The organism is Arthrobacter sp. NPDC058127, assembly GCF_042884555.1.
Taxonomy (GTDB): domain Bacteria; phylum Actinomycetota; class Actinomycetes; order Actinomycetales; family Micrococcaceae; genus Arthrobacter.
In genome coordinates this window covers 105684-126681 of the sequence record NZ_JBHVTT010000011.1, presented here as the reverse complement: position 1 = coordinate 126681, position 20998 = coordinate 105684, and the positions used below count along the sequence as shown (strand labels likewise).

Here is a 20998-nt window from a genome sequence, read left to right as displayed (position 1 = left end):
CCGGCTTCCCCCGGCCCCCGAAACTTTTCCCTAGGAGAACCCATGCCCCGCCCGTACACCCTGTTCACCGGCCAGTGGGCCGACCTGCCCTTCGAGGACGTCGCCCGCCTGGCCTCCGGCTGGGGCTATGACGGCCTGGAAATCGCCGTGTCCGGGGACCACCTGGACGCCTGGCGCTGGGACGAACCCGGCTACGTCGAAAACAAACTCGCCATCCTGGACAAATACAACCTCAAGGTCTGGGCCATCTCCAACCACCTCAAGGGCCAGGCCGTGTGCGATGACCCCATCGACTTCCGCCACCAGGGAATCGTCGGGGCCAGGGTCTGGGGCGACGGGGACCCCGAAGGCGTCCGCCAACGCGCCGCCGAGGAAATGAAACACACCGCCCGGCTCGCCAAGGCTCTCGGGGTGGACACCGTCGTCGGATTCACCGGCTCCTCCATCTGGCAGTACGTCGCGATGTTCCCGCCCGTCCCCGAGAAAGTCATCGACGCCGGCTACCAGGACTTCGCCGACCGCTGGAACCCCATCCTGGACGTCTTCGACGAGAACGGGGTCCGCTTCGCCCACGAAGTCCACCCCTCCGAGATCGCCTACGACTACTGGACCACCGTCCGGACCCTGGAAGCGATCGGGCACCGCGAAGCGTTCGGGCTGAACTGGGACCCCTCGCACTTCATGTGGCAAGGCATCGACCCCGTCTCCTTCATCTGGGACTTCAAGGACCGGATCTACCACGTGGACTGCAAGGACACCAAGCTGCGCCCCACCGGCCGGAACACCGTCATGGGCTCCCACCTGCCCTGGGGCGACCCGCGCCGCGGCTGGGACTTCGTCTCCGCCGGACGCGGCGACGTGCCCTGGGAATCAAGCTTCCGGGCCCTCACCGCCATCGGCTACACCGGCCCGATCTCCGTCGAATGGGAAGACGCCGGCATGGACCGCCTCCACGGCGCCCCCGAAGCCCTCGCCAACCTCAAAAAATACGACTACCCGCCCTCGCAAACGTCCTTCGACGCCGCCTTCAACCAGGACTAAGCACCCCTCCGGTTAGCGCGAGTTGGCAGCAGATGACCCCGAAATCCGATTTTGAGGGCATCTGCTGCCAACTCGCGCCCCGAATTCTCCCGAGGAAGCACTGTGATACGAACCATGCAAAACGGCCAGCGCTGTGAGGTATGGATCGCCTCTGCCGCCGGCACCTCCGAACTGGCCTTCACGACGGACAAGCTGCTGCTGGAAGCACCGAACTGGACGCTCGATGGCCAGGCCCTCATCCTCAACGGGGACGGTGCCCTGTGGCGGCTGGATCTTTCGGGAGGACTTGAAAAGGTAGCCATCACCGGCGTCCCGGACCTCAATAACGACCACGTCCTCGCGCCCGATGGCGCCACCATCTACCTCTCGGCGAATGACGGCCACATTTACCGCGCAGCCCTCGACGGCGGAGAAGCCACCAAGATCACGGACGACGACGGGTGGTTCCATTTTCTCCACGGCGTCAGTCCGGACGGACAGACGCTCGCCTACGTCGGAATAGAAGCCGGGGATTTTTCCCAGCCGGGCCGGCTCATCACGATTCCGGCAGGGGGCGGCCAGACCACCGCGATCGACGTCGATGGCCACTGCGATGGTCCCGAGTATTCGCCCGACGGGGACTGGCTGTACTTCAATACCGAGGCCTTCACCGACCAGCCGGGCCACGCCCAGCTGGCCAGGGTGCAAAACGGCAACGGCAGCACGCCGGAGCGCCTGCTTGAAAGCGAAACCGTCGACTGGTTCCCGCACCTCTCGCCCGACGGGCGCCTGGCCAGCTACATCCGCTTCCCCGGCGGCACGGTAGGCCACCCCGCGGACTTGCCGGTCGACGTCGTCGTCGTTTCCACGAGGGACTGGACAACGCCGCTCCACACGTGGCCCCTCTTCGGAGGCCAGGGAACCCTCAACGTCAACAGCTGGTCACCCGACTCGGAGCGGTTCGCTTATGTTGCCTATCCCGTCAGCAATTCGATTGGAATGCCATGATCCGTCACACGGTTACCTTCTCCCTCATCCACGAGCCCGGTTCCTCCGGCGAACGGGAATTCCTGGACGCAGCAGTCACCACCTTGACCGCAATACCGGTGGTGCAGGACTTCCGCGTTTCCCGCCAGATTTCAGAGAAGAGCCCGCTCAATTTTCAGTTCGAAATGAAGTTCGACGGCGTTGATGCCTTCACCTCCTACAACGACCATCCTGCCCACGTCGGATTCGTCGAGACCCGGTGGGCGAACGAAGTGTCCGACTTCCAGGAGTTTGATTTCGAACCCTACGGCCCGGAAGGACGATAGCTCCATGGCCGACATCGCCGCCCTTGAAGCATTGGAAACGCTCAAACGCCAGGAGGAGGAGCTGATTTTCGCCTCCTTCGACCATGGAGACGCCTGGAGGCTCGGCTCGCGGCTCACAGGCATGGCACATGCGGCCGGTCACGCGATCGGCATCGACATCCGGCGTCCCGGGCTCATTCTTTTCCGCGCTGCGTTGCCCGGGATCACACCGGACCAGGAATCGTGGATCGCTCGGAAATCCGCACTCGTTTTGCGGATGGAAGCAAGCAGCGCGCTTGTCGAAGCCCGGTTGTCCTCCGCCGGTATCGATCCGGTAGCCAGTGGATGGCTCGGCGCCGACTATGCCGTGACAGGGGGCTCCTTTCCCGTGAGGGTCCATGGCGTCGGAGTGGTCGCGGCCGTCACCGCGTCAGGCCTTTCATCCCAGGAGGATCATGACCTCATTGTCGAAGGGATCCGGCAACATCTCGCAGCCTAGGCAGAAACTCTTGCCAAAAAATTGTTGAACAATTCCTCCATGTGATGCATCATTGGGTGTAGGCCCCGATTGAGATCGGGATCACAAAGCCCGCCCAACGTTCCATGGAGGAACCATGTCCGCGACCACTTCGCCACGTTCAACACGGCGCAGCAAACCCTCGGCAGGCGCCATCAAGGCCTTCATTGCCAGCGTCACAGGCACCTCCCTGGAGTATTACGACTTCGCGATCTACTCCGTGGCCTCCGCGCTCGTCTTCCCGAAGATCTTCTTCCCCACGAACGACGAAACCACGGGCCTCCTGTTGTCCTTCTCGGCCTTCGCAGTGGGTTACCTCGCCCGGCCCATCGGTGGTGTGGTCTTTGGCCGGCTCGGGGACAAGATCGGACGCAAGAACGTCCTGGTCATCACCCTCGTCCTTATTGGCGCGGCCACGGTCCTCATCGGCGCCTTGCCGGACTACCACACCATCGGCATTGGAGCCACGATCATCCTGGTCCTCCTTCGCCTGGCCCAGGGCATCGGCGTCGGCGGCGAATGGGGCGGTGCCGTCTTGCTGTCCAGCGAGTACGCCAATCCCAACAAGCGCGGTTTCTGGTCTTCCGCAGCCCAAATCGGTCCGCCCGCCGGCAACCTGCTGGCCAATGGCGCACTGGCCGTCCTCGCCGCCGCCATGAGCAACGATGCCTTCATCGCTTGGGGTTGGCGCGTGGCGTTCCTCAGCTCCGCCATCTTGGTTGCCTTCGGGCTCGTCATCCGGCTCAAGCTCGAGGAAACCCCGGTATTCAAGGCTATCGAGGCCACGGGCGAACGGCCCAAGGCTCCCATCAAGGAAGTCCTCACCACCCAGTTCCGCCCCCTCCTTGCCGCCGCGTTGTGCCGGATCTGCCCCGACGTCCTGTACGCCTTGTTCACTGTCTTTGTCGCGGTCTACGCCACCAAGGAACTCGGCATGACCACCGGCAACGTCCTGGGAGCAGTGCTGGTGGGCTCGGCCTTCCAGCTCTTCCTGATCCCGGCTGCGGGAGCTGTCACGGACCGGTTCAACCGCCGGCTGGTCTATGGCATCACCGCCGCGGCCACAGCCGTGTACATTCCGCTGTTCTTCCTTATGATCCAGTCCCGCTCCGTCCTGGTGCTGACCGTCGGCGTCGTGATCGGCCTCGGACTGCACGCCTTCATGTACGGACCGCAGGCCGCTTTCATCACCGAGCAATTCCCGGCCCGGCTTCGTTATGCCGGCAGTTCCCTGGCCTACACGGTGGCCGGCGTCGTGGGTGGAGCGGTGGCACCCTTGATCTTCACGGCCCTCTACGCCGCTACCGGAAACTGGCTCCTGATCGCGGCATACTTGCTCGTCACCGCGGTGGTCACCATCATCGGCCTCGCCTTGGGCCGGGATCCCGAGCCGGACGAGGACCTTCGACTGCTTGCGGAAGCCTCCGCCTAAGCAGCCCGACGGCCCCGCGGGCTGAAAGCTCGGGCGGCCCCCGCCGTCGTAATCCCTGGCCGGAATGCCCCTTAAGATCAGTCTTGAGGGGCATTTTTGCGCCCGCTTGCCTGAGAGGACCCTATGAGCCAGACAATCCGTGAAGCAACAGCGGACGACGCCGGACGGCTGGCGGAGCTTGCCGCCGTCACCTTTCCGCTCGCCTGCCCGCCGGACTCCTCGCCCGAGGACATCGCGGCGCACCTGCGCAGGACGCTCAGCGCCGAGAAGTTCACGGAATACCTTGCCGATCCGGACGTCACCATCCTGGCGATCGATGCCGCCGGGGAACTCCGCGGCTACAGCATGCTCGTGGCCCGCCCCACGAGCGATACCGACGTCGCTTCGGCCCTGACGCTCAACCCTTCCACTGAACTGAGCAAGTGCTATGTGCATCCGGAACACCACGGCCTGGGCGCTGCCGCGGAGCTCATGAAGGCAACCTTGGACCGCGCCGCGGGCTCGGGTGCCGCCGGCGTGTGGCTTGGCGTCAACAGCCAGAATGCCAAGGCTATCCGCTTCTACGAGAAGAGTGGGTTCAGGAAGGTCGGAACCAAGTCGTTCCGGCTGGGCGAGACGGTGGAGCACGATTTCGTGATGGAGCGGGCGGTCCAGGGACCCTGGGAACCCTGAGTCGGCCGGTCTGCGACGCGCAAACGGGCCCGCGACGCGCAAAATTCCCAGCGACGCGCAAACCGTTCCACGCAGCCTGAATTCGCGTAGCGCCTGCCTGTTCCTGCGTCGCATACCATTTTGCGCGTCGTGAACGCGCATGCTGTGACGAGTCCAACAGGCCATTCCGGGAATGTCAGGCCTCGACTTCCGGTTGTCGCGATCATGAAGATTGAGATCTGGTCAGACGTCGCTTGCCCGTGGTGCTACATCGGAAAGCGCCGGTTCGAAGCGGCCCTCGCCGAATTCCCGCACCGCGACTCCGTCGAGATCCAGTGGCGCAGCTACCAGTTGGACCCGAGTATCCCGGATCACTACGACGGCACAGAGCTCGATTACCTGAGCAAGCGCAAGGGCATGAACCCGGCGCAGGTCAGCCAGATGTTCGAGCACGTGGCGTTGCAGGCAAAGGGCGAGGGCCTCAACTACCGTTTCGACGGCGTCGTGGTGGCCAACAGCTTCACGGCACACCGCCTCATCCATCTGGCGGCAGCCCACGGCAAGCAGGACGAAGCCAAGGAACTGCTCCTGAGCGGCCACTTTGAACACGGCAAGGACATCGGCAACCAGGAATACCTGGCCAAGCTCGGCAGCGACTTGGGCCTGCCGGAAGCCGAAATCGCCGAGTTGTTCAGCACCGACAAGTACGCAGAAGACGTTCGCGGCGACATCGCCGAAGCCCGGATGCTCGGCGTCACGGGAGTGCCTTTCTTCGTCATCGACCGCAAGTACGGACTCTCCGGAGCCCAGCCCTCCGAGGTCTTCACCCAGGCCCTCACGCAGGCATGGCAGGAAGCGAACCCTCTGGTCGCCGTCGGCAGCCCCGACGCCGAAGCCTGCGGCCCGGACGGCTGCGCGATCTAGGACTGCGCCAGCTGGCAGCAGATGACCCCAACCGGGCGTTGAGAGGTCACCTGCTGCCAGCTCGCGCCACGCCCACCCAACTTTACTGACAGATCCCTGTAAAGTGTCTGTATGCCTAGGATTACGGCCGCCACCAATGCGGCGCAACGCGCTGAAACCCGACGCCGGGTCCTGACAGCTTTCGGCGAACTGCTCTTCACCCACGGCCTGCCCGGCTTGACCATGACCGACGTCGCACGGCACGCCGGCGTCGGGCGGACCGCGGTGTACAACTACTACGCCGACATGGAACAGCTCCTCATCGCGTACGCCCTGGACGAGACCGAGCGGTTCCTGGGCGACCTGCGCGAATCCCTCGCCGCACTGCAGAACCCGGTGGATCGTCTGGCCCTCTATGTGCGCGCCCAAGTGGAAGATTTGAGCCGCCGGCATCTCCCTCCGGGCCCCGCGATGGCGGCTGTCCTCTCCCCCGGCTCCTTCGCGAAATTGGCAGATCACGTGGGCGAACTCAACCTGCTGCTCCAGGACATCCTGCGCGACGGAATCGCCGCCGGGTACCTCCCGCCCACCGACGTCGGCCAGCTCGCCAGGCTCATCCATGGAACTCTTTCCTCCAGCGCCGCCCGCGGCAATGCGGCCAACGGGGCGGAGCTGGACGAGCTTGAGGAGCGGCTGGTCCAGACTGTGCGTTTCATCCAGTTGGGCGCGGGAGCAAGGTTCGACGACGACGGCCGGCCCGCGCGCTTGGCGTGACCCGGTCGCGGGGCTGGCGCCGTCTGCGGAAAGGCCAACGCTAAGGCGTCGGCATCACCGGCAGCTTCGCATTGTCCGCAATCCGCTGCTCCAGGCGGGGACAACTGAGCTTCCCCGGGGTGTTGTCCACGAGTTCCGGTGGGACCAGTGCCGAGAAACCGGGGGCGAGGATGAGGTCCACGGAGCCATCCGTGCGTTGGTCCTGGACGTAATCGGTGCCGGCGATGTTCTTCTGGATGTTGAACGCTGCCGCCTGCCCACTGGATCCCGAAACGACCACCGCCGGGCCGGTGTAGCTGGTGGTTGAGTTATCAACGGTGCCAACGTTGTATCCCCGGGCTTTCAACTGGTCCGCCACGCTCTTGGCCAGGCCGGCCTTGCCAGCCGCGTTGTAGACATTGACGTTGATTTTGTTGTTGGGCGTGTAGTCGAAAACAGTGGCGGGACACACGGCCGCCGGGGCCTGGCTTGCAACGGCGGAGGGGAAACGGATCACGCCGTTCATGACTGCCCAGGCGCCTACAAGTCCGGCACCGACCAATCCGACGAGCAGCGCGAGAACGATCGCATGCAAGAGGCGGCGGCTGAACCACCCGGGATGGCTTTCAGGCCCGGGAATCTCAGCAAAGGTTGCCCGCAGTTCCGGACCGGTGACGACTCGATGCCCGTGCAGAATCGTCGGGTCTTTCTGACGACGGGGACGTTTCCGGCGCTTACTCGGATCCGCGTTCTCGGGCACTGCCACCTGCTCTTCCGGGATTGTTTCGTTAACCATCTATCACGAGCACCCGGGCGTGGATCGCCGTGCGTTGGTGGAGCGCAGTCCGGACTGCACGGTGGAGCCCGTCTTCGAGATACAGCAGGCCTTGGTACTGCACGACGTGGGGGAAAAGGTCGCCGAAGAACGTCGAATCCTCGGCCAACAATGCTTCCAGGTCAAGGGTGCGCTTGGTGGTGACGAGTTCGTCGAGCCGGACAGGACGGGGTGGCAGCGAGGCCCAGTCCTTGGGCGTGGAAAAACCATGGTCAGGGTACGGGCGTCCCTCGCCCACAGCTTTGAATATCACTTTGCAAGCCTAAAGAAGTAAGTCGTCCAAGGGAACTTGTGAGAAGTCGGCCACCAAGGTTGTGGCCAAAAGGTAACCGTTCACGGACGGTATACGGCGAAACGGTGCCGCCTGCCGCCGTCGGCCGTCACACCGCTGCCGCCATCACGCCGGACTGACAGAATGGGATCATGACTGCTTCAATGCCGGGGACGCACCCGGCTGCTCCCGCCCTCGCACTCCTCCTCGACGTCGACGGCCCTGTCGCAAGTCCTGTGACGCGCGATGTGAAGCCGGAAATCATCGCCGACCTTGTGGGCTTGGCATCCGCAGGCATTCCTGTCATTTTCAACACCGGCCGCTCGGACGCTTTCATCCGCGAGCAGGTCATGGTGCCAATGATCGCCGCCGGAATGCCTGCGGGAACGGTGGTCCACGCGATCTGCGAGAAGGGCGCAGTGTGGTTCAGCTACACCTCGGGCGGCCCGGGACCCATCCATGTAGACCATGACCTTGCTGTTCCGAAGGCCTACGGCGACGACGTCCGCCGCATGGTGGCAGAGGACTATGCGACGCACATGTTCTTCGATGAGACAAAGCGCGCCATGGTGTCCGTGGAGCAGCATCTGGACGTTTCAAGTGACGACTACCTGGCCGAGCAGAAGCTCTTCGACGCCGATGCCCTGGCGCTGATGGGCCGGCACGGGCTCTCTGCCGCGCTCCTGGACCACCACGCACCAGGGTCCGACGACGCAGCCGACTACCGCCTTGATCCCACCATCATCTCCACGGACATCGAATCCATCCGGCTCGGCAAGGATCTCGGCGCCAGCCGCGCGGTGGAACTCCTCGCCGCCCAAGGAATCACCCCGCAGGCCTGGCGGACAGTAGGAGATTCGCGCACGGACTACGCGATGGCCGATTGGCTCCACCACAATGACCACAGCGTCAAGCACGTCGACGTCCGTCCCGCCGACGGTGTGCCCAACAAGCCCTACGATGTTCTTACAGCCACAGACCTCGGCCTGGGCGAGGACGTCATTCACGACGACGCCGGCGGCGCATTCCTGCGCAGCTGGCGTGAAGCCTTGGTGGGCTGAGTCCGCTAAGCCCACACTTTCCACAACCTTTCGGAGAAAAGCCATCACAGTCATGGACCAGCAAGCGATTTACTTCGGTAGTCCCGCCTCCGACGACGACGCGGTCGTCCCAGAGCCGACGTCGCCCGACGTCGAGGCGCGCCTCAAGCACCGCGCCGACGTCGTCCGCCATCGTGGCCGATACAGCTTGCTGAACCAGAACCGCACCCCGCAGCAGGTGATGGTCGAAGACCTTCTCGTGATCCGCGCCGCACTGGACGCGGCAGGGCTGGACTTCATCCTGGTCCGCGGCAACGACCACCGGCCGGTGATCGCCGTCGACTGGAAGCTCCGGAAGAAACTGCGCCAGGCGTTGGTGTCCGCTTTCCGGAACGAACCGTTCTACTCCATGACCGTTGATGCGCGGAAGAAATCCACGTTGCTGGTGGCTGACGGCGAGCTCTCCAGCAACCGGAAGGCCCGGATCTTCCGGCTCTTCCGCCCACGCGTCGAACCCGGGGGCGGGCTGACGTACGGTCCATCCTTGGGCGTGCAACTGGAATTGTGGGAGTTCGACGGCGAACAACTCGTGTTGCCGGTGGAGAACTCCCTGACCCGTCGAACCATGCTGCGCCAGGACGCTGTCCGGGGCACGGTGGAACGCCACGGGCTGAGATGGCCGACTATCGAGAACATGTTCGCGGACCACGCGAGCGACATCGACTTCGACGTCGACATCGTCTTTTCATGGGTGGACGGCAACGACCCCGCGTACATCGCCGCCCGCCGCGAGCAGATGAAAGACGCAGTCCTGGGCGAGGGCGATGCCCACGAGGCCCGTTTCCGGCAGATCAACGAGCTCAAATATGCCCTGCGCTCGGTGTACATGTATGCGCCCTGGATTCGCCGGATCTACATTGCCACGGACTCCCCCGTGCCAGAGTGGCTGGCCGAGCACCCGAGCGTCAAGATCGTGCGCAGCGAGGAGTTCTTCAAGGACCCCACAGTTCTGCCCACCCACAACTCCCAGGCCGTGGAATCACAGTTGCACCACATTGAGGGCCTCTCCGAGCACTTCCTGTATTCCAACGACGACATGTTCTTCGGCAGGCCTGTAGCACCGGACATGTTCTTCACTCCGGGCGGAATCACCAAGTTCATCGAGGCCTCCACCCGGATCGGGCTGGGAGAGAACGACGCCGAACGCAGCGGCTTCGAGAACGCGGCCCGCGTCAACAGGAAGCTCCTCTGGGAGCGGTTCGGGCGCATCACCACGCGCCACTTGGAGCACACCGCCGCACCCCTCCGCCGCAGCGTGGTCGCAGAGATGGAGCGCGAGTTCCCGGCCGAGTTCGCCAAGACGGCAGGCAGCAGGTTCCGTGCGGCGGACAACATCTCCGTGACCAACTCGTTCTACCACTACTACTCGCTGCTCACGGGTAGGGCGGTGACGCAGACGGCCGCCAAGGTCAGGTACGTGGACACCACCCTGTGGTCCGGGCTGCACTACCTGCCCACGCTGCTCGCCAAGCGCAATGTGGACTTCTTCTGCCTCAACGATGGCAGCTTCCCCGAGGTGGCCGCCGATGAACGCGCCGGACTCGTGACGGACTTCATGGAGAAGTACTTCCCGGTCAAAGCGCCGTGGGAGAAGTAGTCCGCTAGCGGCGGGTCATCTCCGGGCGCTTCGCGTCAGCTTTGGAACCGCGTTCATGCGTAGGACGCTGGGGGATGCGGATGCCCGCTTCGGCGAGCCGGCGCCTGGTGGCTTCCGGGCTGACGTACTCCCCGACGGTCGGCGACTTGCCCAACGGCACCACCGAATGCACGATCGTCTGCTCGTAAACGTGCACCAGGTTGAATGCCTGGGCGCCGTCCCGGCCGCGGGTGCCGCCCTGCGGAACGTTGAGGTCCTGCGTGTAGCAGCTCGCGGAAGCCACCGATACCGGGACGCCAGCGAACATGGCCGTGGTGGAGTAGTGCAGGTGACCGCCCAGTATGGAGCGGACATCCGAATTGCGTACGACGTCGGCCAGCGCCGCTTGGCCACGCAGCTCCACCAGGATGGATAGATCGAGGACGCTCGGGACCGGAGGGTGGTGGAGGGCAAGGATCGTGCCGTCCGGAGCCGGTGTTGCGAGTTCCGATCCCAACCAGTCGAGCTGGCTCTGGCTTAGTTCACCGTGATGGAATCCGGGCACGGAGGTATCCAGCGTGATGATCCGCAGCCCTTTGACGAAGTAGCTGTGATCCACCGGGGCGTCATTATCGCTCTGGTCGAAGAGGCCCGCGCGGAAATTCGCCCGGTCGTCGTGGTTTCCCATCGCCCAGATCACCCGCGCCCCCATCTCGCGACAGGCAGGCTCGACGATCGACCGGAGTTTGGCGTAGGCACCGGGCTCACCCTGATCGGCGAGGTCACCGGTGAAGATCACGGCGTCGGGACGGACCTTCGATGCGTGGACTTCCGAAAAGAGTTGCCTGAGATGGGCTTCGCTGTCGACCGCGCCGTAAAGGGGTTCCGACCCTCCCAACAGATGGGAGTCGCTAAGGTGCAGAAGTACGTGTCCTGGCCGCGGATGCTCGGCCTCGATGAGCTCCATTACTACCTTCGGGTCGGTAGGAGACGGCGCCTCCAGTGTCTGCCCCAATAAACCCAATCCAACCAGACAAAAGGCTAACGCAGGGTAACTTACCGTCGGAATGTTGGAAAATTACTCGTGCTCCCCGCCCGACGCTCGCTCACCTTTAAGGCACTTTTCGACGACCCTCGCTCACCTATATAGGCGCTTTCCCGAACGCTCGCTCACTAAAAGGTGAGCGAACGTCCAGGGGTTAACGCGCGACGGCGGGCTGCCGCACCGAAGTGCCGCAGCGCGCCGTCGTCCGCTAGTCAGCCAAACGTGAGCGAGCGTCCGCCCAAAGGGCGATAAACGTGAGCGAGCGTCCGCCGGAAAGTCGACATACGTGAGCGAGCGTCTAGGGGTGCTCGCTCAGCCGGCTGGCGGCATCATGACGAACCACTCCTCGGCGCGGGCGTCGATCGGCGTACCGTTCGCGACGCGCATTTCGCGCTTCCGGTTTTCCATGGTGACAGTCGCCAAGGTGGCCCAGCGGTTGCCGAACGTGGCATCCGGCTTGGGAACGCAGCAAATCCCGGGCTGCTCGGGGTCGGAGTAGAGGAAGGGCAGGATGTCGTCGACGCCGGTCGATTCCGGGTACCTGCCTAGTCGCGAATGCACCAACGCGAGCCGGTCCTGCGAGTCGGGGTCGTAGAGACCGGGCTTTTCGCCTTTGCCCAGGGCTTCGTCCAGGAAATGGTTAGTGTGTGCGAGGGTTCCGTTCTCCGGCGAAACAACCACCACCGACGCGGGGCTGATTTCCACAGTGACGGCCCTTGTTTCATCCATGAGGGTCAGTGCGCTTGAGGTAGTGACGCGAGCGGAGCGGACAATCTCCACACCTTCTTCAACCGAGGACGCATTAGCCAGGATCTCCGCCGAGAGCAGGTGGATCGGCACTCCGCTCGGCCGGTCATCCACATGACCCAAGATGTTCAGGAAAACCGACACCCCGGCGTCGTTCATTCCGATCTTGCTCAGCATGCCGTGCTCGGTCAGCCCTACGAAATTCCGCTTGGTTCCGGCCACGCTTTGAAGATGCCAGTGCGGGTCGAGCTCTTCGTGCCAGTCCCAGGTCTGCACGCCGAAAACATGATCAGCCACCCTGCCGATCGTGGAGCATTCGCCCGGCCTGGTCCCGAGCGCCTGCGACAGGATCTCGGTCCGGGCGTTGAGGGCGCCGATCTGCCAGAGGTCCACGCCAGCACCGGAGGCGACACCCCTCATCTCGTCGAGCAATCCGGGCGACCAGTCCGCCACCTCATCCATGATCCGTTCCGCGTTGGAGCGCACGGTTTCCTGCTTGACGCCGACTGTGTGGAAGAGCTTCAGGTACAGCTCAATGCCGCCCAGGAGGCTCTCCCCCAGCGCTTCGCTGCGTTGGACTCCCCGCTCAAAGGGACTCAAGGCATCGATGGCGATGATGGCACGTCGGGTCTCGATTTTCTGGTTCATGGATAACTAACTCGCGATCTCTGAATTGAGGTGTTCTATGACTCCGCGCCGCGGCTTCCAGCCAGGCTTCGGCGCGCACTCCAAAAGGAGCCGGGTGTACGGGGACTGCGGACGGTCGAGCACGTCGTCCACCGTTCCCCGCTCAAGGACCTGTCCTTGCCGCATGACAATTACGTCGTCAGCGATGTTGCGCACCACTGAAAGGTCGTGGGTGATGAAGAGGTAACTCAAGCCCTTGTCGCGCCGCAGTTCATGCAGGAGTTCGAGGACTTGCGCCTGCACCGAGACGTCGAGGGCGGAGACAGCCTCATCCAACACGATGATTTTGGGCTCCGCGGCGAAAGCCCGTGCGATCGCCACGCGCTGTTTCTGGCCGCCAGACAAGGCCGACGGCAGGGATTGCGCGTGGGAATCAGCCAGGCCAACGCTCTTGAAGAGCTCCGAAACCCGTTCCTTGCGCTGGGATGCGGTGAGCGGGAAGTGCGCACGGAGAACCTCGTCAACGGCGCTGCCCACCGGCAAGCGCCGGTTCAGGGAGCCGTTGGGATCCTGGAAGACCATTTGCACTGCGCGGGCACGGGCACGCTGTTCCTTTCGCTGGAGCGACGTCGTGACAGGAGTGCCGGCAATGGCCACCTGGCCCGAATCCTTCGTCTCAAGTCCGACAAGAACCCGTGCCAAGGTGGTCTTGCCCGAACCGGATTCGCCCACCACCGCCATGCAGCTGCCTTCGCGCACGGCTACGGAGACATCGTCCAAGGCGCGTACAGGCTCGTGCTTGCGGCTGGTCCGGAAGGTCTTGTTGAGGCCTGATATTTCGATGATGTTCGTCATCAGAGGGTGCTCCCGATCTCTGTTTCGGCGGGCAGTCCCGCAGCAGAATGCCCGACGCCGGTGCTGCCGCCGTCGTGCGTCCCGCCGCCGGTAAGGGTCCCGACGCCGGTGCTGTCGCCGTCGTCGTGCGCTTGCGGTGTGGCGCCATTCAGCGTCGGCCGGATGCTCATCAGCATCTGGGTGTACGCGTGCCGGGGGTTGTCTCGGATCTGCTCCGGAGTGCCGATCTCCACGATTTCGCCGTACCGCATGACTGCGAGGCGGTCCGTGACCGCGGCCGCCAGATCGAGATCGTGCGTCACGAAGATCATGGACATTCCGAGGTCCCGCCGTTTCTCGTCGAGGATCGCCGCGACTTCAGCCTGTGTGGTGACATCGAGGGCCGTCGTCGGTTCGTCCGCCAGCAGCAGCCCCGGCCTGCCGGAGATGGCGCCGGCGATGACCACGCGTTGGAGCATGCCTCCTGACAATTGATGGGGAAACGCCTTCAGCACGCGGTCAACGCTGCGGATTCCCACCTGCTCAAGCATCTCGCCGGCGCGGGTCCGCGCAGCTTTGGCGTTGCGGCCATGCGCATCCGCCATGCCTTCGAGCAGGTAGGTCTCAATCGGCAACACCGGGTTGAGTGCGGCATGTGGATTCTGGGAAATCAAAGCGATCTTGCTGGCGCGAAGCCCACGCATCCGCTCTCCGGGCAGGGTCCTGAGGTTCTCGCCGTCGAGAGCAATGTCCCCGGTGACCACGGAGTTGCGGGGCTCGATCCCAAGGATGCAGCGTAGGGTCATCGACTTTCCACTGCCCGATTCGCCCACCAAACCGATCGCCTCGCCGCGCTTGATACTGAGCGATATTCCCTTAAGTACGGGCTTGTTGGCCCCGGAGTCGGGGTCGATGATGCCCAGCTCCAGGTTGCTGATGTCAATCATTGCTTGCTCCTTCCTGCTGCTGCGCGGCCGCCCAGCCGTTCGCCGATGTAAGCCATCGCCGCGACCGTGGCCACAATGCACAGGCCCGCGTAGAGGCTCTGCCCCGGGAAACCCTGCTGAAGCGATTCTTGGCCGTTGGAGATCATGAGGCCCCAGTCGGCCGCTGGTGGCTGGATGCCGAGGCCCAGGAAGGACAGAGCAGCCAGGTCCACGATGGCGTATCCGAAGTTGATCGTGGACCCCGTGAGGATCTGCGTCCACACATTCGGCAAGATGTGGCGGAGGGTGATGGTGAAGCCGTTGATTCCCTGCAGTTCGGCGGCCTTCACATAGGGCAGGTTCCGTTCGCGAAGGGCCACACTGCGGATCACGCGGGCGCTGTAGGGGATGTACGCGACAGCGAGGGCGATGGACGCGGTCACGAGTCCCGGCCCGAAGATGGCAACCCCAAGGATAGCCAGCAACAGGCTGGGGAAGGCGAAGAGCACATCGAGGACACGGCCGAGGAAAGCATCCGTTTTCCCGCCGAACCACACTGCCGTGAAGGCCAGCATCGATCCGGCAACCGCCGTGGCGACGACGACGATCAGCGGGCCGACGAGGCTTGTCCGGGCGCCCGCGATCAAGCGGGAGAAAATGTCGCGCCCGGCCTGGTCCGTGCCAAGGAAATGCTCAGCGCTCGAACCAAGGTGCCGCTGCGTGACGGAGCCGACCGTAGGGTCGTAGGGCACGAAGAACTGGCCAACCAGGGCGGCCAGCACCACGACGGCGACGATCCCGGCGCAGACCATGCCGATCCAGCCAAGCCGGCGCCGGACCGACGCGAGGCGTCCTTGGGCTGGTATGCCTGGCGCGGTCGACAGGACCGCGGTTTCGCTTGCTGCCATGACGTTCACTGTCCTTTCTTCAGGCGGACGCGGGGGTCGATGACGGCGTAGAGGAGGTCGACCGCGAGGTTTACGACGCCGAAGGCCACCACCATGATGAGTGCGATTGCCTGGACGACGGCGAAGTCCTTGCGTTGGACCGAATTCACCAGCAAGGCTCCGATCCCGTCCAAGGTGAAGGCGTATTCGACGACGAAGGCGCCCGCGATGAGCCCGGCAATCTGCATGCCGACCACCGTCGTCACCGGCAGAAGGGAGTTGCGGACGGTATGGCGCCAGAGGACGATCCGCTTCGGCAAGCCGCGCGCGACGGCGATCAGCACGTGCTCCGATTCGCTCTCCTCGACAATCGCGGTCCGCGTGATCCTCGCAACGACAGCGATGGATGGAAGCGACAGCGCCAAGGCCGGCAGCGTGAGGTGCCATACGCGGTCAACGACGCCGTCGCCGGCGCCGAAGACCGGAAACCAGCCCAGCCCCACGCTGAAGACCGACATAAGGACGAGGGCTGCGAAGAACGTCGGGACGGCAATGCCTAGGTTCGATGCGAAGATCACGATCCGCTCAGCCACTCCCCCGCGGGTACCGGCAAGGATGCCGAGCCCGATTCCGGCGACGATGATCAGGACCGCCGCGAAGGCCGCGAGCGAGAGAGTCGTGGGAATCCGGCTGGCGATGAGGGTTCCCACATCTTGCTGGGTGAGCAATGAGCGGCCCATGTCTCCTGTGAAGAGTCCGGACAACCAATTCCAGTAGCGGACCGGAAGGGGGTCGTCCAGGGAGTATTGGCTGCGTATTGCTGCCAATACCTCCGGGCTGACGGGGGCGAGGTACAGGCCACCGAACACGATCATGCTTGAGGCGATGAGCACTCCACCGAGCGCCAAGAGCCTATGGACGAGGAATCTCAAGTCTGCCGCCTATTTGCCCGTGCCGCCCAGGTCAGCGGCCCAGGGGTAGTAGAGGTAAACGAAGGAGGCCGGAACACCTGTGACGCGCTTGCTCATAAAGAGCCGCGTGGAGCTGTCGACCACCGGCAGCCACGGTTCCTTGTCCATGATCAGGGCTTCGGCCTGCACCGTGAGTTTCGCGCGGGCGTCGTCGTCGGACGTGGCTTTGGCCTTTGCCAGCAGATCGGTGATCTGGGGATCGGAGAATCCGGAGTAGTTCTGCATTCCGTTCGGGCCGGCGATGGCGCCCAGGTGGATAAGGGGATCGGCCACGTTCATGTAGTTCGTGGTGACGAAGGCGTCGGCTCCCGCACGCGCCTTCGGATCGGAGAAGAACGCGCCGAACTGTGCACCCGGCACACCGCTGGGTTCGATCGTCAGGCCGAGTTTGGCGCCCGCGTTGGCGAACTCGGAGATGATGTCGGCGTAGAACGTCCGGTCAATCGGGTAGACGATTTTGATGGGCTTGCTCAAATCGACCTTTGCGTCCTTCAAGACTTTCTTGGCTTCATCGAGGTTTGGCGTCGTCGAAGGAAGGTTCTTGCGCGCATCTTCGAAGATCGTCCCGCTGTAGTTCCAGCCGCCGTTTGGCACTAGCGATTGGGCCGCCGTCGACGTTCCTTCAAATACCGTCTTGGCGATCGCTTCACGATCCGTGGCGAGCGTGAGTGCCTTGCGAACTGCCGGGTCGCCAAGCGACCCCGTCCCGGTGCTGATAATCGCCATGTTTTGCAGGGACTTGCCGTAGAAGAGCTGGCCTGTGGTGGACTTTGACAGCTGGCTGATGGCGCTCAAGGGAACGTCGTAGCTTCCGTCGATGGCACCGGTGGCGAGGGCGTTGGCGATCGAGCTGGGGTCGGTAATGAACTGGATTTCGATCTGCTTGGTCTTGGCCTTCTTGGCCGTGTTCCAGTATCCGTCGTACCGGTTCAGGGTGATCGAGACTCCTTGCTTCCATTCGCCTACAGAGTAGGGGCCGGTGCACATGACGCCGGCGCCGGGGTTGCCATAATCGACGCCGGCCTTCTCCCGCTGGGCCTGTTCCACGACGGCGCCGATCGGCGTCGCAAGCTGGTTGTTGAAGGTGGCATCAGGGGTTTTGAGCTTGACGGTCACTTCGTTGGGACCGGTTCTGTCCACGGAAGCGATATTGGCCGTGACATCGGATGCCCAGTAGCTGATCTCCTTGGGATCAAGGTGGCGTTTGAGGCTGAAGACGACGTCGTCCGCCGTCATTGGCTTGCCGTCCCAGAACGTCACTCCGCCCTGCAGCTCGTAGACGTAGGTGCTGTTGTCGACGTTTTTGACGCTCTTGGCCAGGTTCGGCTTCATGGAAAAGTCCGGCTGGATCTGGAAAAGGCTCTCGCACAAGTTGGACACCACGCCGCTTGCGGGGTAGTCGGCGCTCTTGATGGGGTCGATCGACGGCGGCTCACCGAAGTTGTTGTTCCAGACGATCTTGTCCAGGTTCGTCGTGGCCGCGGGGGTGGTGACGAGCAGGTCCTTCGGGCTGAGGGCATCCGGGGCCTTGGCGGCGGCGCCACCATTGCACCCCGCAAGAAGGAGCATTAGGCCAGCGGCTCCTGCGCAGATGAGTTTCTTATTCAATGGATCTCCCGTACTTCGTTTGGTAGGGGGCCGCCCCAATCGGCTGCTGATTGCTGTAGTGACGCTAATCACCCAAAACGTTTTGGGCAACACCTTGGCAAAAATTAACAAAACGATTTCGGAAGGACTTCCAGGAGGCATAACCTTGCAGCTATGACGCAGCGAAACGCACGCTCCACCATCCGCGAGGTAGCCCGCGAAGCGGGGGTCTCAGTGACCACCGTCTCCCACGCGCTCAGCGGAAAGGGAATCGTGGCCGAAGCCACCCGAGCGAGGGTGATCGAAACGGCGAGAAGACTGCGCTACCGGCCCAACGCCGTCGCCAGCGGCCTTCGAAGCAATCGGCTGGGAATCCTTGCGCTCGTGCTTCGCCCGCTGGACACCCTTGAGTCGTTCCTCCCGGAAGGCGTGGACTACTTTCTGCGCTTTGCTGGAGCCGCCTCGCTCAGCGCCCTGGACCACGGCTACGGACTCATGCTGCTCAGCGACCCCACCCTGCCGGATGCGCCCAGCGTCTCATTGGCGGCCGACGGCTTCATCATTACGGAACCGGTGGAGAACGACCCCGTCATCGACCTGCTTCAGGCCGAAGGAATCCCCTTGCTTACGGTCGGCAAGGACCTCGTCCGCCCCGACTACGTTGCCTGGATCGAGCCCAGCACCGCCAAGATCACCAAGCAGGTGCTCGATCACCTCGAGGAAAACGGGGCACGGCGGGTGGCGATCGCCATCGGCTCCGACCGCAACTCCTGGAACATCACCACGGAAGCCAGCTATCGCGAATGGTGTTCCGCGCGAGGCAAGGAGCCCATCGTCGTGACCCAGAAGGAAACGAGCGGCACCCTTGGCGGAAGGGCAATCGGCGAAGATCTCCTCTCAATGACAGACAGGCCCGACGCCGTCTATTGCCTCACGGGGCGCCATGCGGCCGGGCTGATGGCGCGGCTTGCGGAAGCCGGCGTCATCTCCCCTGAGGACATCCTGATCGTCGCAGGCTCGGACTCGGAACAGACCCGAAACAGCGTTCCACCCATCAGTGCCATCGACCTCGAACCCGAAGTTCTCGCAAGGGCCGCCGTCGCCGCATTGGTGGAACAGTTGGGCGGGGTCCCAAAGAACGACGGCCAAGCAGGGACCGACGGACGGTTCATCGTTCGAGGCTCCAGCACCCGCTAGTACAGCACCCAACGCCCGCTCACTTAAGTGGGCGCTTTTTCCCCGACGCTCGCTCACTTATAAGGCCATCCCGCCTAACGCTCGCCCACTAAAGCGAGCGTTGGCCGAAATAGCGACAAAGGTGAGCGAGCGTCCGGGGTTGGGGCCCGACGTCGGGCTGCCGCACCGGGGTGCCGCCGGCCGCCGTCGGCGTCGTCCCGGTTAGGCGATAAACGTGAGCGAGCGTTTGCCAAAAAGGCGATAAACGTGAGCGAGCGTTGGCCGTTTGCGTGGGTTCGGAAGCGCGCCCCAGGACAGACCCTCTTGACGCGAACATGTGCCGCCCCTCACAATAAGCGAATGGCTTTCACTAAAGAAGAGGCGGCACTCGTGCCGTCCGCGACCGCCAGCGTTGACGGCGGATTGAAGAAGAACGCAATCGGCACTCGCGACATTGTGTTCATGTTGGTGTCGGCGGCCGCCCCGCTGACCATCGTCGTCGGCATCGCCCCGCTCGCCCTCGCGGTGGGCGGCGTCGGCGCACCCTCCATCTACATCGCCGCGGCCATCGGCCTGGGCCTGTTCGCCATCGGTTTCATGGCGCTCACCCGCCACGTCCGGTCCTACAGCGGCTTCTACGGCTACATCTCGAAAACCCTCGGCCGCGTGGTGGGCCTCGGCTCCGGCCTCACTGCCTGGATGAGCTACAACGGCCTGCAAATCGGCCTCTACGGACTACTGGGGATCCAAGCCAACCTCGCCGTGAAGTCCTTCACCGGAGTGGAACTTCCCTGGTGGCTCTACGCGATCGTGTCGATCGGGGCCGTCTGGTACCTCGGCTGGCGCGGGATCGACGTCGGCGCCAGGGTCCTCGCCGTCCTGCTCACCCTCGAAACCGCGATCGTCGCCCTCGTCGCTGCGTTCGTTTTGGCCCAAGGCGGCGCACACGGCATCAGCTTTGAATCTTTCAGCCCGCAGGCCATCTTCTCCCCGCAGTTCGCCGCCGTCCTCGGCCTGGGCTTCTCCGCCTTCATGGGATTTGAATCCGGAGCCCTGTACCGGGAAGAAGCCCGCGACCCGGACCGCAGCGTCCCGCGTGCCACCTACATTTCCATCGCCTTCATCGGGGCGTTCTACGCCTTCGCCGTCTGGATCATCGTCCAGGCCTTCGGAGCGGACGCCGTCCAAGCGTTCGCTGCGGGCCACCTCGACGCCGGGGACACCGCCTACATCGCAGCGGGCAACTTCGCGGGCGGCTGGTGCGTGAACCTCATGAGCGTGCTGATCGTCACCAGCATCTTCGCCGCCCAGCTCTCCTTCCACAACACCATCAACCGCTACACCTTGTCCCTGAGCCGCGAGGGCATCTTCCCGAAACGCTCAGCTCGGATCAGCCCGCGATACCGCACACCCTCGGTGGCTGGCTTCGACCAGACCCTCCTCGCGCTCGCCCTCGTGATCGGCGCGGCCCTACTCCAGCTGGACCCCTTCACTCAATTCCTGATCTGGACGAACACACCGGGAGTGATCGGCGTCCTCCTCCTGCAGGCACTCACGGGCGTCGGCGTCGTGGCCTTCTTCGCCCGCCTCAAGGACCACGGCCTTCGCTGGTACGTCGTGCCTTCCGCCGTGGCCGCCACCATCATCATGTGCGTGGTGGTCTACCTGATGGCCAACAACGCCCAATTGCTCACCGGCCTCCCGGCCGGGGACCCCGTCAACACCACCCTGCTCATCTTTGCACCGCTCTTGTTTGCGGCCGGAACCGTGCTGGCCCTCGTGCTGCGCAAGGTCAACCCGGCCGCCTACCAGCGGATCGGCCACGCCGAGTGATCCCGGAGCCTAGTC

General features: G+C 63.8%; 21 protein-coding genes. 12 read left to right on the top strand and 9 right to left on the bottom strand.

Annotation, left to right across the window (positions count from 1 at the left end; genetic code table 11):
- Positions 1-42: 42 nt before the first annotated feature.
- The 8 genes from ACFVTG_RS15515 (at position 43) to ACFVTG_RS15480 (ending at position 6589) form a co-directional block, all read left to right on the top strand.
- Entirely contained in the window at positions 43-1041 is a 999-nt protein-coding gene (locus tag ACFVTG_RS15515) for a sugar phosphate isomerase/epimerase family protein (protein WP_390281741.1), read from the top strand.
- A 102-nt stretch (positions 1042-1143) separates the two neighbouring features.
- Positions 1144-2028, top strand: a complete 885-nt coding sequence (locus ACFVTG_RS15510; protein WP_390281739.1) for a TolB family protein — start codon at positions 1144-1146, stop codon at positions 2026-2028.
- Positions 2025-2333, top strand: coding sequence for a Dabb family protein (locus ACFVTG_RS15505; RefSeq protein WP_390281737.1), 309 nt, complete (start codon positions 2025-2027; stop codon positions 2331-2333). The genes ACFVTG_RS15510 and ACFVTG_RS15505 overlap by 4 nt, the downstream gene beginning before the upstream one ends.
- A 4-nt stretch (positions 2334-2337) precedes the next feature.
- Positions 2338-2811 carry a heme-degrading domain-containing protein gene (locus tag ACFVTG_RS15500; RefSeq protein WP_390281735.1) on the top strand — a complete coding sequence of 158 codons (474 nt, stop codon included), beginning with the start codon at positions 2338-2340 and terminating at the stop codon, positions 2809-2811.
- Positions 2812-2926: 115 nt separating this feature from the next.
- Positions 2927-4261 carry an MFS transporter gene (locus ACFVTG_RS15495; protein WP_284754539.1) on the top strand — a complete coding sequence of 445 codons (1335 nt, stop codon included), beginning with the start codon at positions 2927-2929 and terminating at the stop codon, positions 4259-4261.
- Positions 4262-4384: 123 nt separating this feature from the next.
- Positions 4385-4933, top strand: coding sequence for a GNAT family N-acetyltransferase (locus ACFVTG_RS15490; protein WP_390281733.1), 549 nt, complete (start codon positions 4385-4387; stop codon positions 4931-4933).
- 204 nt (positions 4934-5137) lie between these two features.
- A complete protein-coding gene (locus ACFVTG_RS15485; RefSeq protein WP_390281731.1) occupies positions 5138-5836 on the top strand; it encodes a DsbA family protein in 699 nt (232 codons plus the stop codon).
- 111 nt (positions 5837-5947) lie between these two features.
- A complete protein-coding gene (locus ACFVTG_RS15480) occupies positions 5948-6589 on the top strand; it encodes a TetR/AcrR family transcriptional regulator (protein WP_390281729.1) in 642 nt (213 codons plus the stop codon).
- A gap of 40 nt (positions 6590-6629) precedes the next feature.
- On the opposite strand, the gene ACFVTG_RS15475 is transcribed toward ACFVTG_RS15480, so the two are convergent.
- Together ACFVTG_RS15475 and ACFVTG_RS15470 are read right to left on the bottom strand one after the other, a co-directional pair.
- A complete protein-coding gene (locus ACFVTG_RS15475) occupies positions 6630-7364 on the bottom strand; it encodes a LytR C-terminal domain-containing protein (protein ID WP_390281726.1) in 735 nt (244 codons plus the stop codon).
- Positions 7357-7656, bottom strand: a complete 300-nt coding sequence (locus ACFVTG_RS15470) for a type II toxin-antitoxin system VapB family antitoxin (protein ID WP_059388531.1) — start codon at positions 7654-7656, stop codon at positions 7357-7359. The genes ACFVTG_RS15475 and ACFVTG_RS15470 overlap by 8 nt, the downstream gene beginning before the upstream one ends.
- A gap of 170 nt (positions 7657-7826) precedes the next feature.
- Here ACFVTG_RS15470 and ACFVTG_RS15465 point away from each other — a divergent pair, with 170 nt between their 5' ends.
- Both ACFVTG_RS15465 and ACFVTG_RS15460 read left to right on the top strand, forming a co-directional pair.
- Positions 7827-8735 carry a hypothetical protein gene (locus tag ACFVTG_RS15465; protein WP_390281724.1) on the top strand — a complete coding sequence of 303 codons (909 nt, stop codon included), beginning with the start codon at positions 7827-7829 and terminating at the stop codon, positions 8733-8735.
- 52 nt (positions 8736-8787) lie between these two features.
- Positions 8788-10371, top strand: a complete 1584-nt coding sequence (locus ACFVTG_RS15460) for a stealth family protein (protein ID WP_284754547.1) — start codon at positions 8788-8790, stop codon at positions 10369-10371.
- A gap of 4 nt (positions 10372-10375) precedes the next feature.
- Here the strand turns inward: ACFVTG_RS15460 and ACFVTG_RS15455 are convergent, their stop codons facing one another.
- The 7 genes from ACFVTG_RS15455 to ACFVTG_RS15425 all read right to left on the bottom strand — a co-directional run bounded on the left by ACFVTG_RS15455 (position 10376) and on the right by ACFVTG_RS15425 (position 17995).
- Complete coding sequence (locus ACFVTG_RS15455; RefSeq protein ID WP_284754548.1) at positions 10376-11317, bottom strand: phosphodiesterase; 942 nt, start codon at positions 11315-11317, stop codon at positions 10376-10378.
- A 390-nt stretch (positions 11318-11707) separates the two neighbouring features.
- On the bottom strand, positions 11708-12790 hold the full coding sequence (locus ACFVTG_RS15450) for a C45 family autoproteolytic acyltransferase/hydolase (RefSeq protein WP_390281721.1): 1083 nt from the start codon (positions 12788-12790) through the stop codon (positions 11708-11710).
- A 6-nt stretch (positions 12791-12796) separates the two neighbouring features.
- Positions 12797-13624: an ABC transporter ATP-binding protein gene (locus tag ACFVTG_RS15445; RefSeq protein WP_390281719.1), complete on the bottom strand. Its 828-nt coding sequence runs from the start codon at positions 13622-13624 to the stop codon at positions 12797-12799.
- Entirely contained in the window at positions 13624-14550 is a 927-nt protein-coding gene (locus tag ACFVTG_RS15440; protein ID WP_390281717.1) for an ABC transporter ATP-binding protein, read from the bottom strand. The genes ACFVTG_RS15445 and ACFVTG_RS15440 overlap by 1 nt, the downstream gene beginning before the upstream one ends.
- Positions 14547-15437, bottom strand: a complete 891-nt coding sequence (locus ACFVTG_RS15435) for an ABC transporter permease (RefSeq protein WP_390281715.1) — start codon at positions 15435-15437, stop codon at positions 14547-14549. The genes ACFVTG_RS15440 and ACFVTG_RS15435 overlap by 4 nt, the downstream gene beginning before the upstream one ends.
- Positions 15438-15442: 5 nt before the next feature.
- Complete coding sequence (locus ACFVTG_RS15430; RefSeq protein ID WP_390281713.1) at positions 15443-16348, bottom strand: ABC transporter permease; 906 nt, start codon at positions 16346-16348, stop codon at positions 15443-15445.
- A gap of 9 nt (positions 16349-16357) precedes the next feature.
- Positions 16358-17995, bottom strand: coding sequence for an ABC transporter substrate-binding protein (locus tag ACFVTG_RS15425; protein WP_390281711.1), 1638 nt, complete (start codon positions 17993-17995; stop codon positions 16358-16360).
- Between the two features lie 153 nt (positions 17996-18148).
- On the opposite strand from ACFVTG_RS15425, the gene ACFVTG_RS15420 reads away from it, so the two are divergent.
- Together ACFVTG_RS15420 and ACFVTG_RS15415 are read left to right on the top strand one after the other, a co-directional pair.
- The gene (locus ACFVTG_RS15420) at positions 18149-19171 is read left to right on the top strand and encodes a LacI family DNA-binding transcriptional regulator (protein ID WP_390281709.1); all 1023 of its coding nucleotides are present in this window, start codon (positions 18149-18151) and stop codon (positions 19169-19171) included.
- 339 nt (positions 19172-19510) lie between these two features.
- Entirely contained in the window at positions 19511-20983 is a 1473-nt protein-coding gene (locus ACFVTG_RS15415; protein ID WP_390281707.1) for an APC family permease, read from the top strand.
- The last annotated feature ends 15 nt before the right edge of the window (positions 20984-20998 follow it).

What these genes read in the sequence shown, in the direction of transcription:
- ACFVTG_RS15415 (WP_390281707.1), top strand. Translation starts at nt 19,511, where the DNA reads ATGGCTTTCACTAAAGAAGAGGCGGCACTCGTGCCGTCCGCGACCGCC.
- ACFVTG_RS15435 (WP_390281715.1), bottom strand. Translation starts at nt 15,437, where the DNA reads ATGGCAGCAAGCGAAACCGCGGTCCTGTCGACCGCGCCAGGCATACCA.
- ACFVTG_RS15440 (WP_390281717.1), bottom strand. Translation starts at nt 14,550, where the DNA reads ATGATTGACATCAGCAACCTGGAGCTGGGCATCATCGACCCCGACTCC.
- ACFVTG_RS15495 (WP_284754539.1), top strand. Translation starts at nt 2,927, where the DNA reads ATGTCCGCGACCACTTCGCCACGTTCAACACGGCGCAGCAAACCCTCG.
- ACFVTG_RS15420 (WP_390281709.1), top strand. Translation starts at nt 18,149, where the DNA reads ATGACGCAGCGAAACGCACGCTCCACCATCCGCGAGGTAGCCCGCGAA.
- ACFVTG_RS15455 (WP_284754548.1), bottom strand. Translation starts at nt 11,317, where the DNA reads ATGGAGCTCATCGAGGCCGAGCATCCGCGGCCAGGACACGTACTTCTG.
- ACFVTG_RS15485 (WP_390281731.1), top strand. Translation starts at nt 5,138, where the DNA reads ATGAAGATTGAGATCTGGTCAGACGTCGCTTGCCCGTGGTGCTACATC.
- ACFVTG_RS15515 (WP_390281741.1), top strand. Translation starts at nt 43, where the DNA reads ATGCCCCGCCCGTACACCCTGTTCACCGGCCAGTGGGCCGACCTGCCC.
- ACFVTG_RS15500 (WP_390281735.1), top strand. Translation starts at nt 2,338, where the DNA reads ATGGCCGACATCGCCGCCCTTGAAGCATTGGAAACGCTCAAACGCCAG.
- ACFVTG_RS15445 (WP_390281719.1), bottom strand. Translation starts at nt 13,624, where the DNA reads ATGACGAACATCATCGAAATATCAGGCCTCAACAAGACCTTCCGGACC.
- ACFVTG_RS15505 (WP_390281737.1), top strand. Translation starts at nt 2,025, where the DNA reads ATGATCCGTCACACGGTTACCTTCTCCCTCATCCACGAGCCCGGTTCC.
- ACFVTG_RS15460 (WP_284754547.1), top strand. Translation starts at nt 8,788, where the DNA reads ATGGACCAGCAAGCGATTTACTTCGGTAGTCCCGCCTCCGACGACGAC.
- ACFVTG_RS15480 (WP_390281729.1), top strand. Translation starts at nt 5,948, where the DNA reads ATGCCTAGGATTACGGCCGCCACCAATGCGGCGCAACGCGCTGAAACC.
- ACFVTG_RS15450 (WP_390281721.1), bottom strand. Translation starts at nt 12,790, where the DNA reads ATGAACCAGAAAATCGAGACCCGACGTGCCATCATCGCCATCGATGCC.
- ACFVTG_RS15465 (WP_390281724.1), top strand. Translation starts at nt 7,827, where the DNA reads ATGACTGCTTCAATGCCGGGGACGCACCCGGCTGCTCCCGCCCTCGCA.
- ACFVTG_RS15490 (WP_390281733.1), top strand. Translation starts at nt 4,385, where the DNA reads ATGAGCCAGACAATCCGTGAAGCAACAGCGGACGACGCCGGACGGCTG.
- ACFVTG_RS15475 (WP_390281726.1), bottom strand. Translation starts at nt 7,364, where the DNA reads ATGGTTAACGAAACAATCCCGGAAGAGCAGGTGGCAGTGCCCGAGAAC.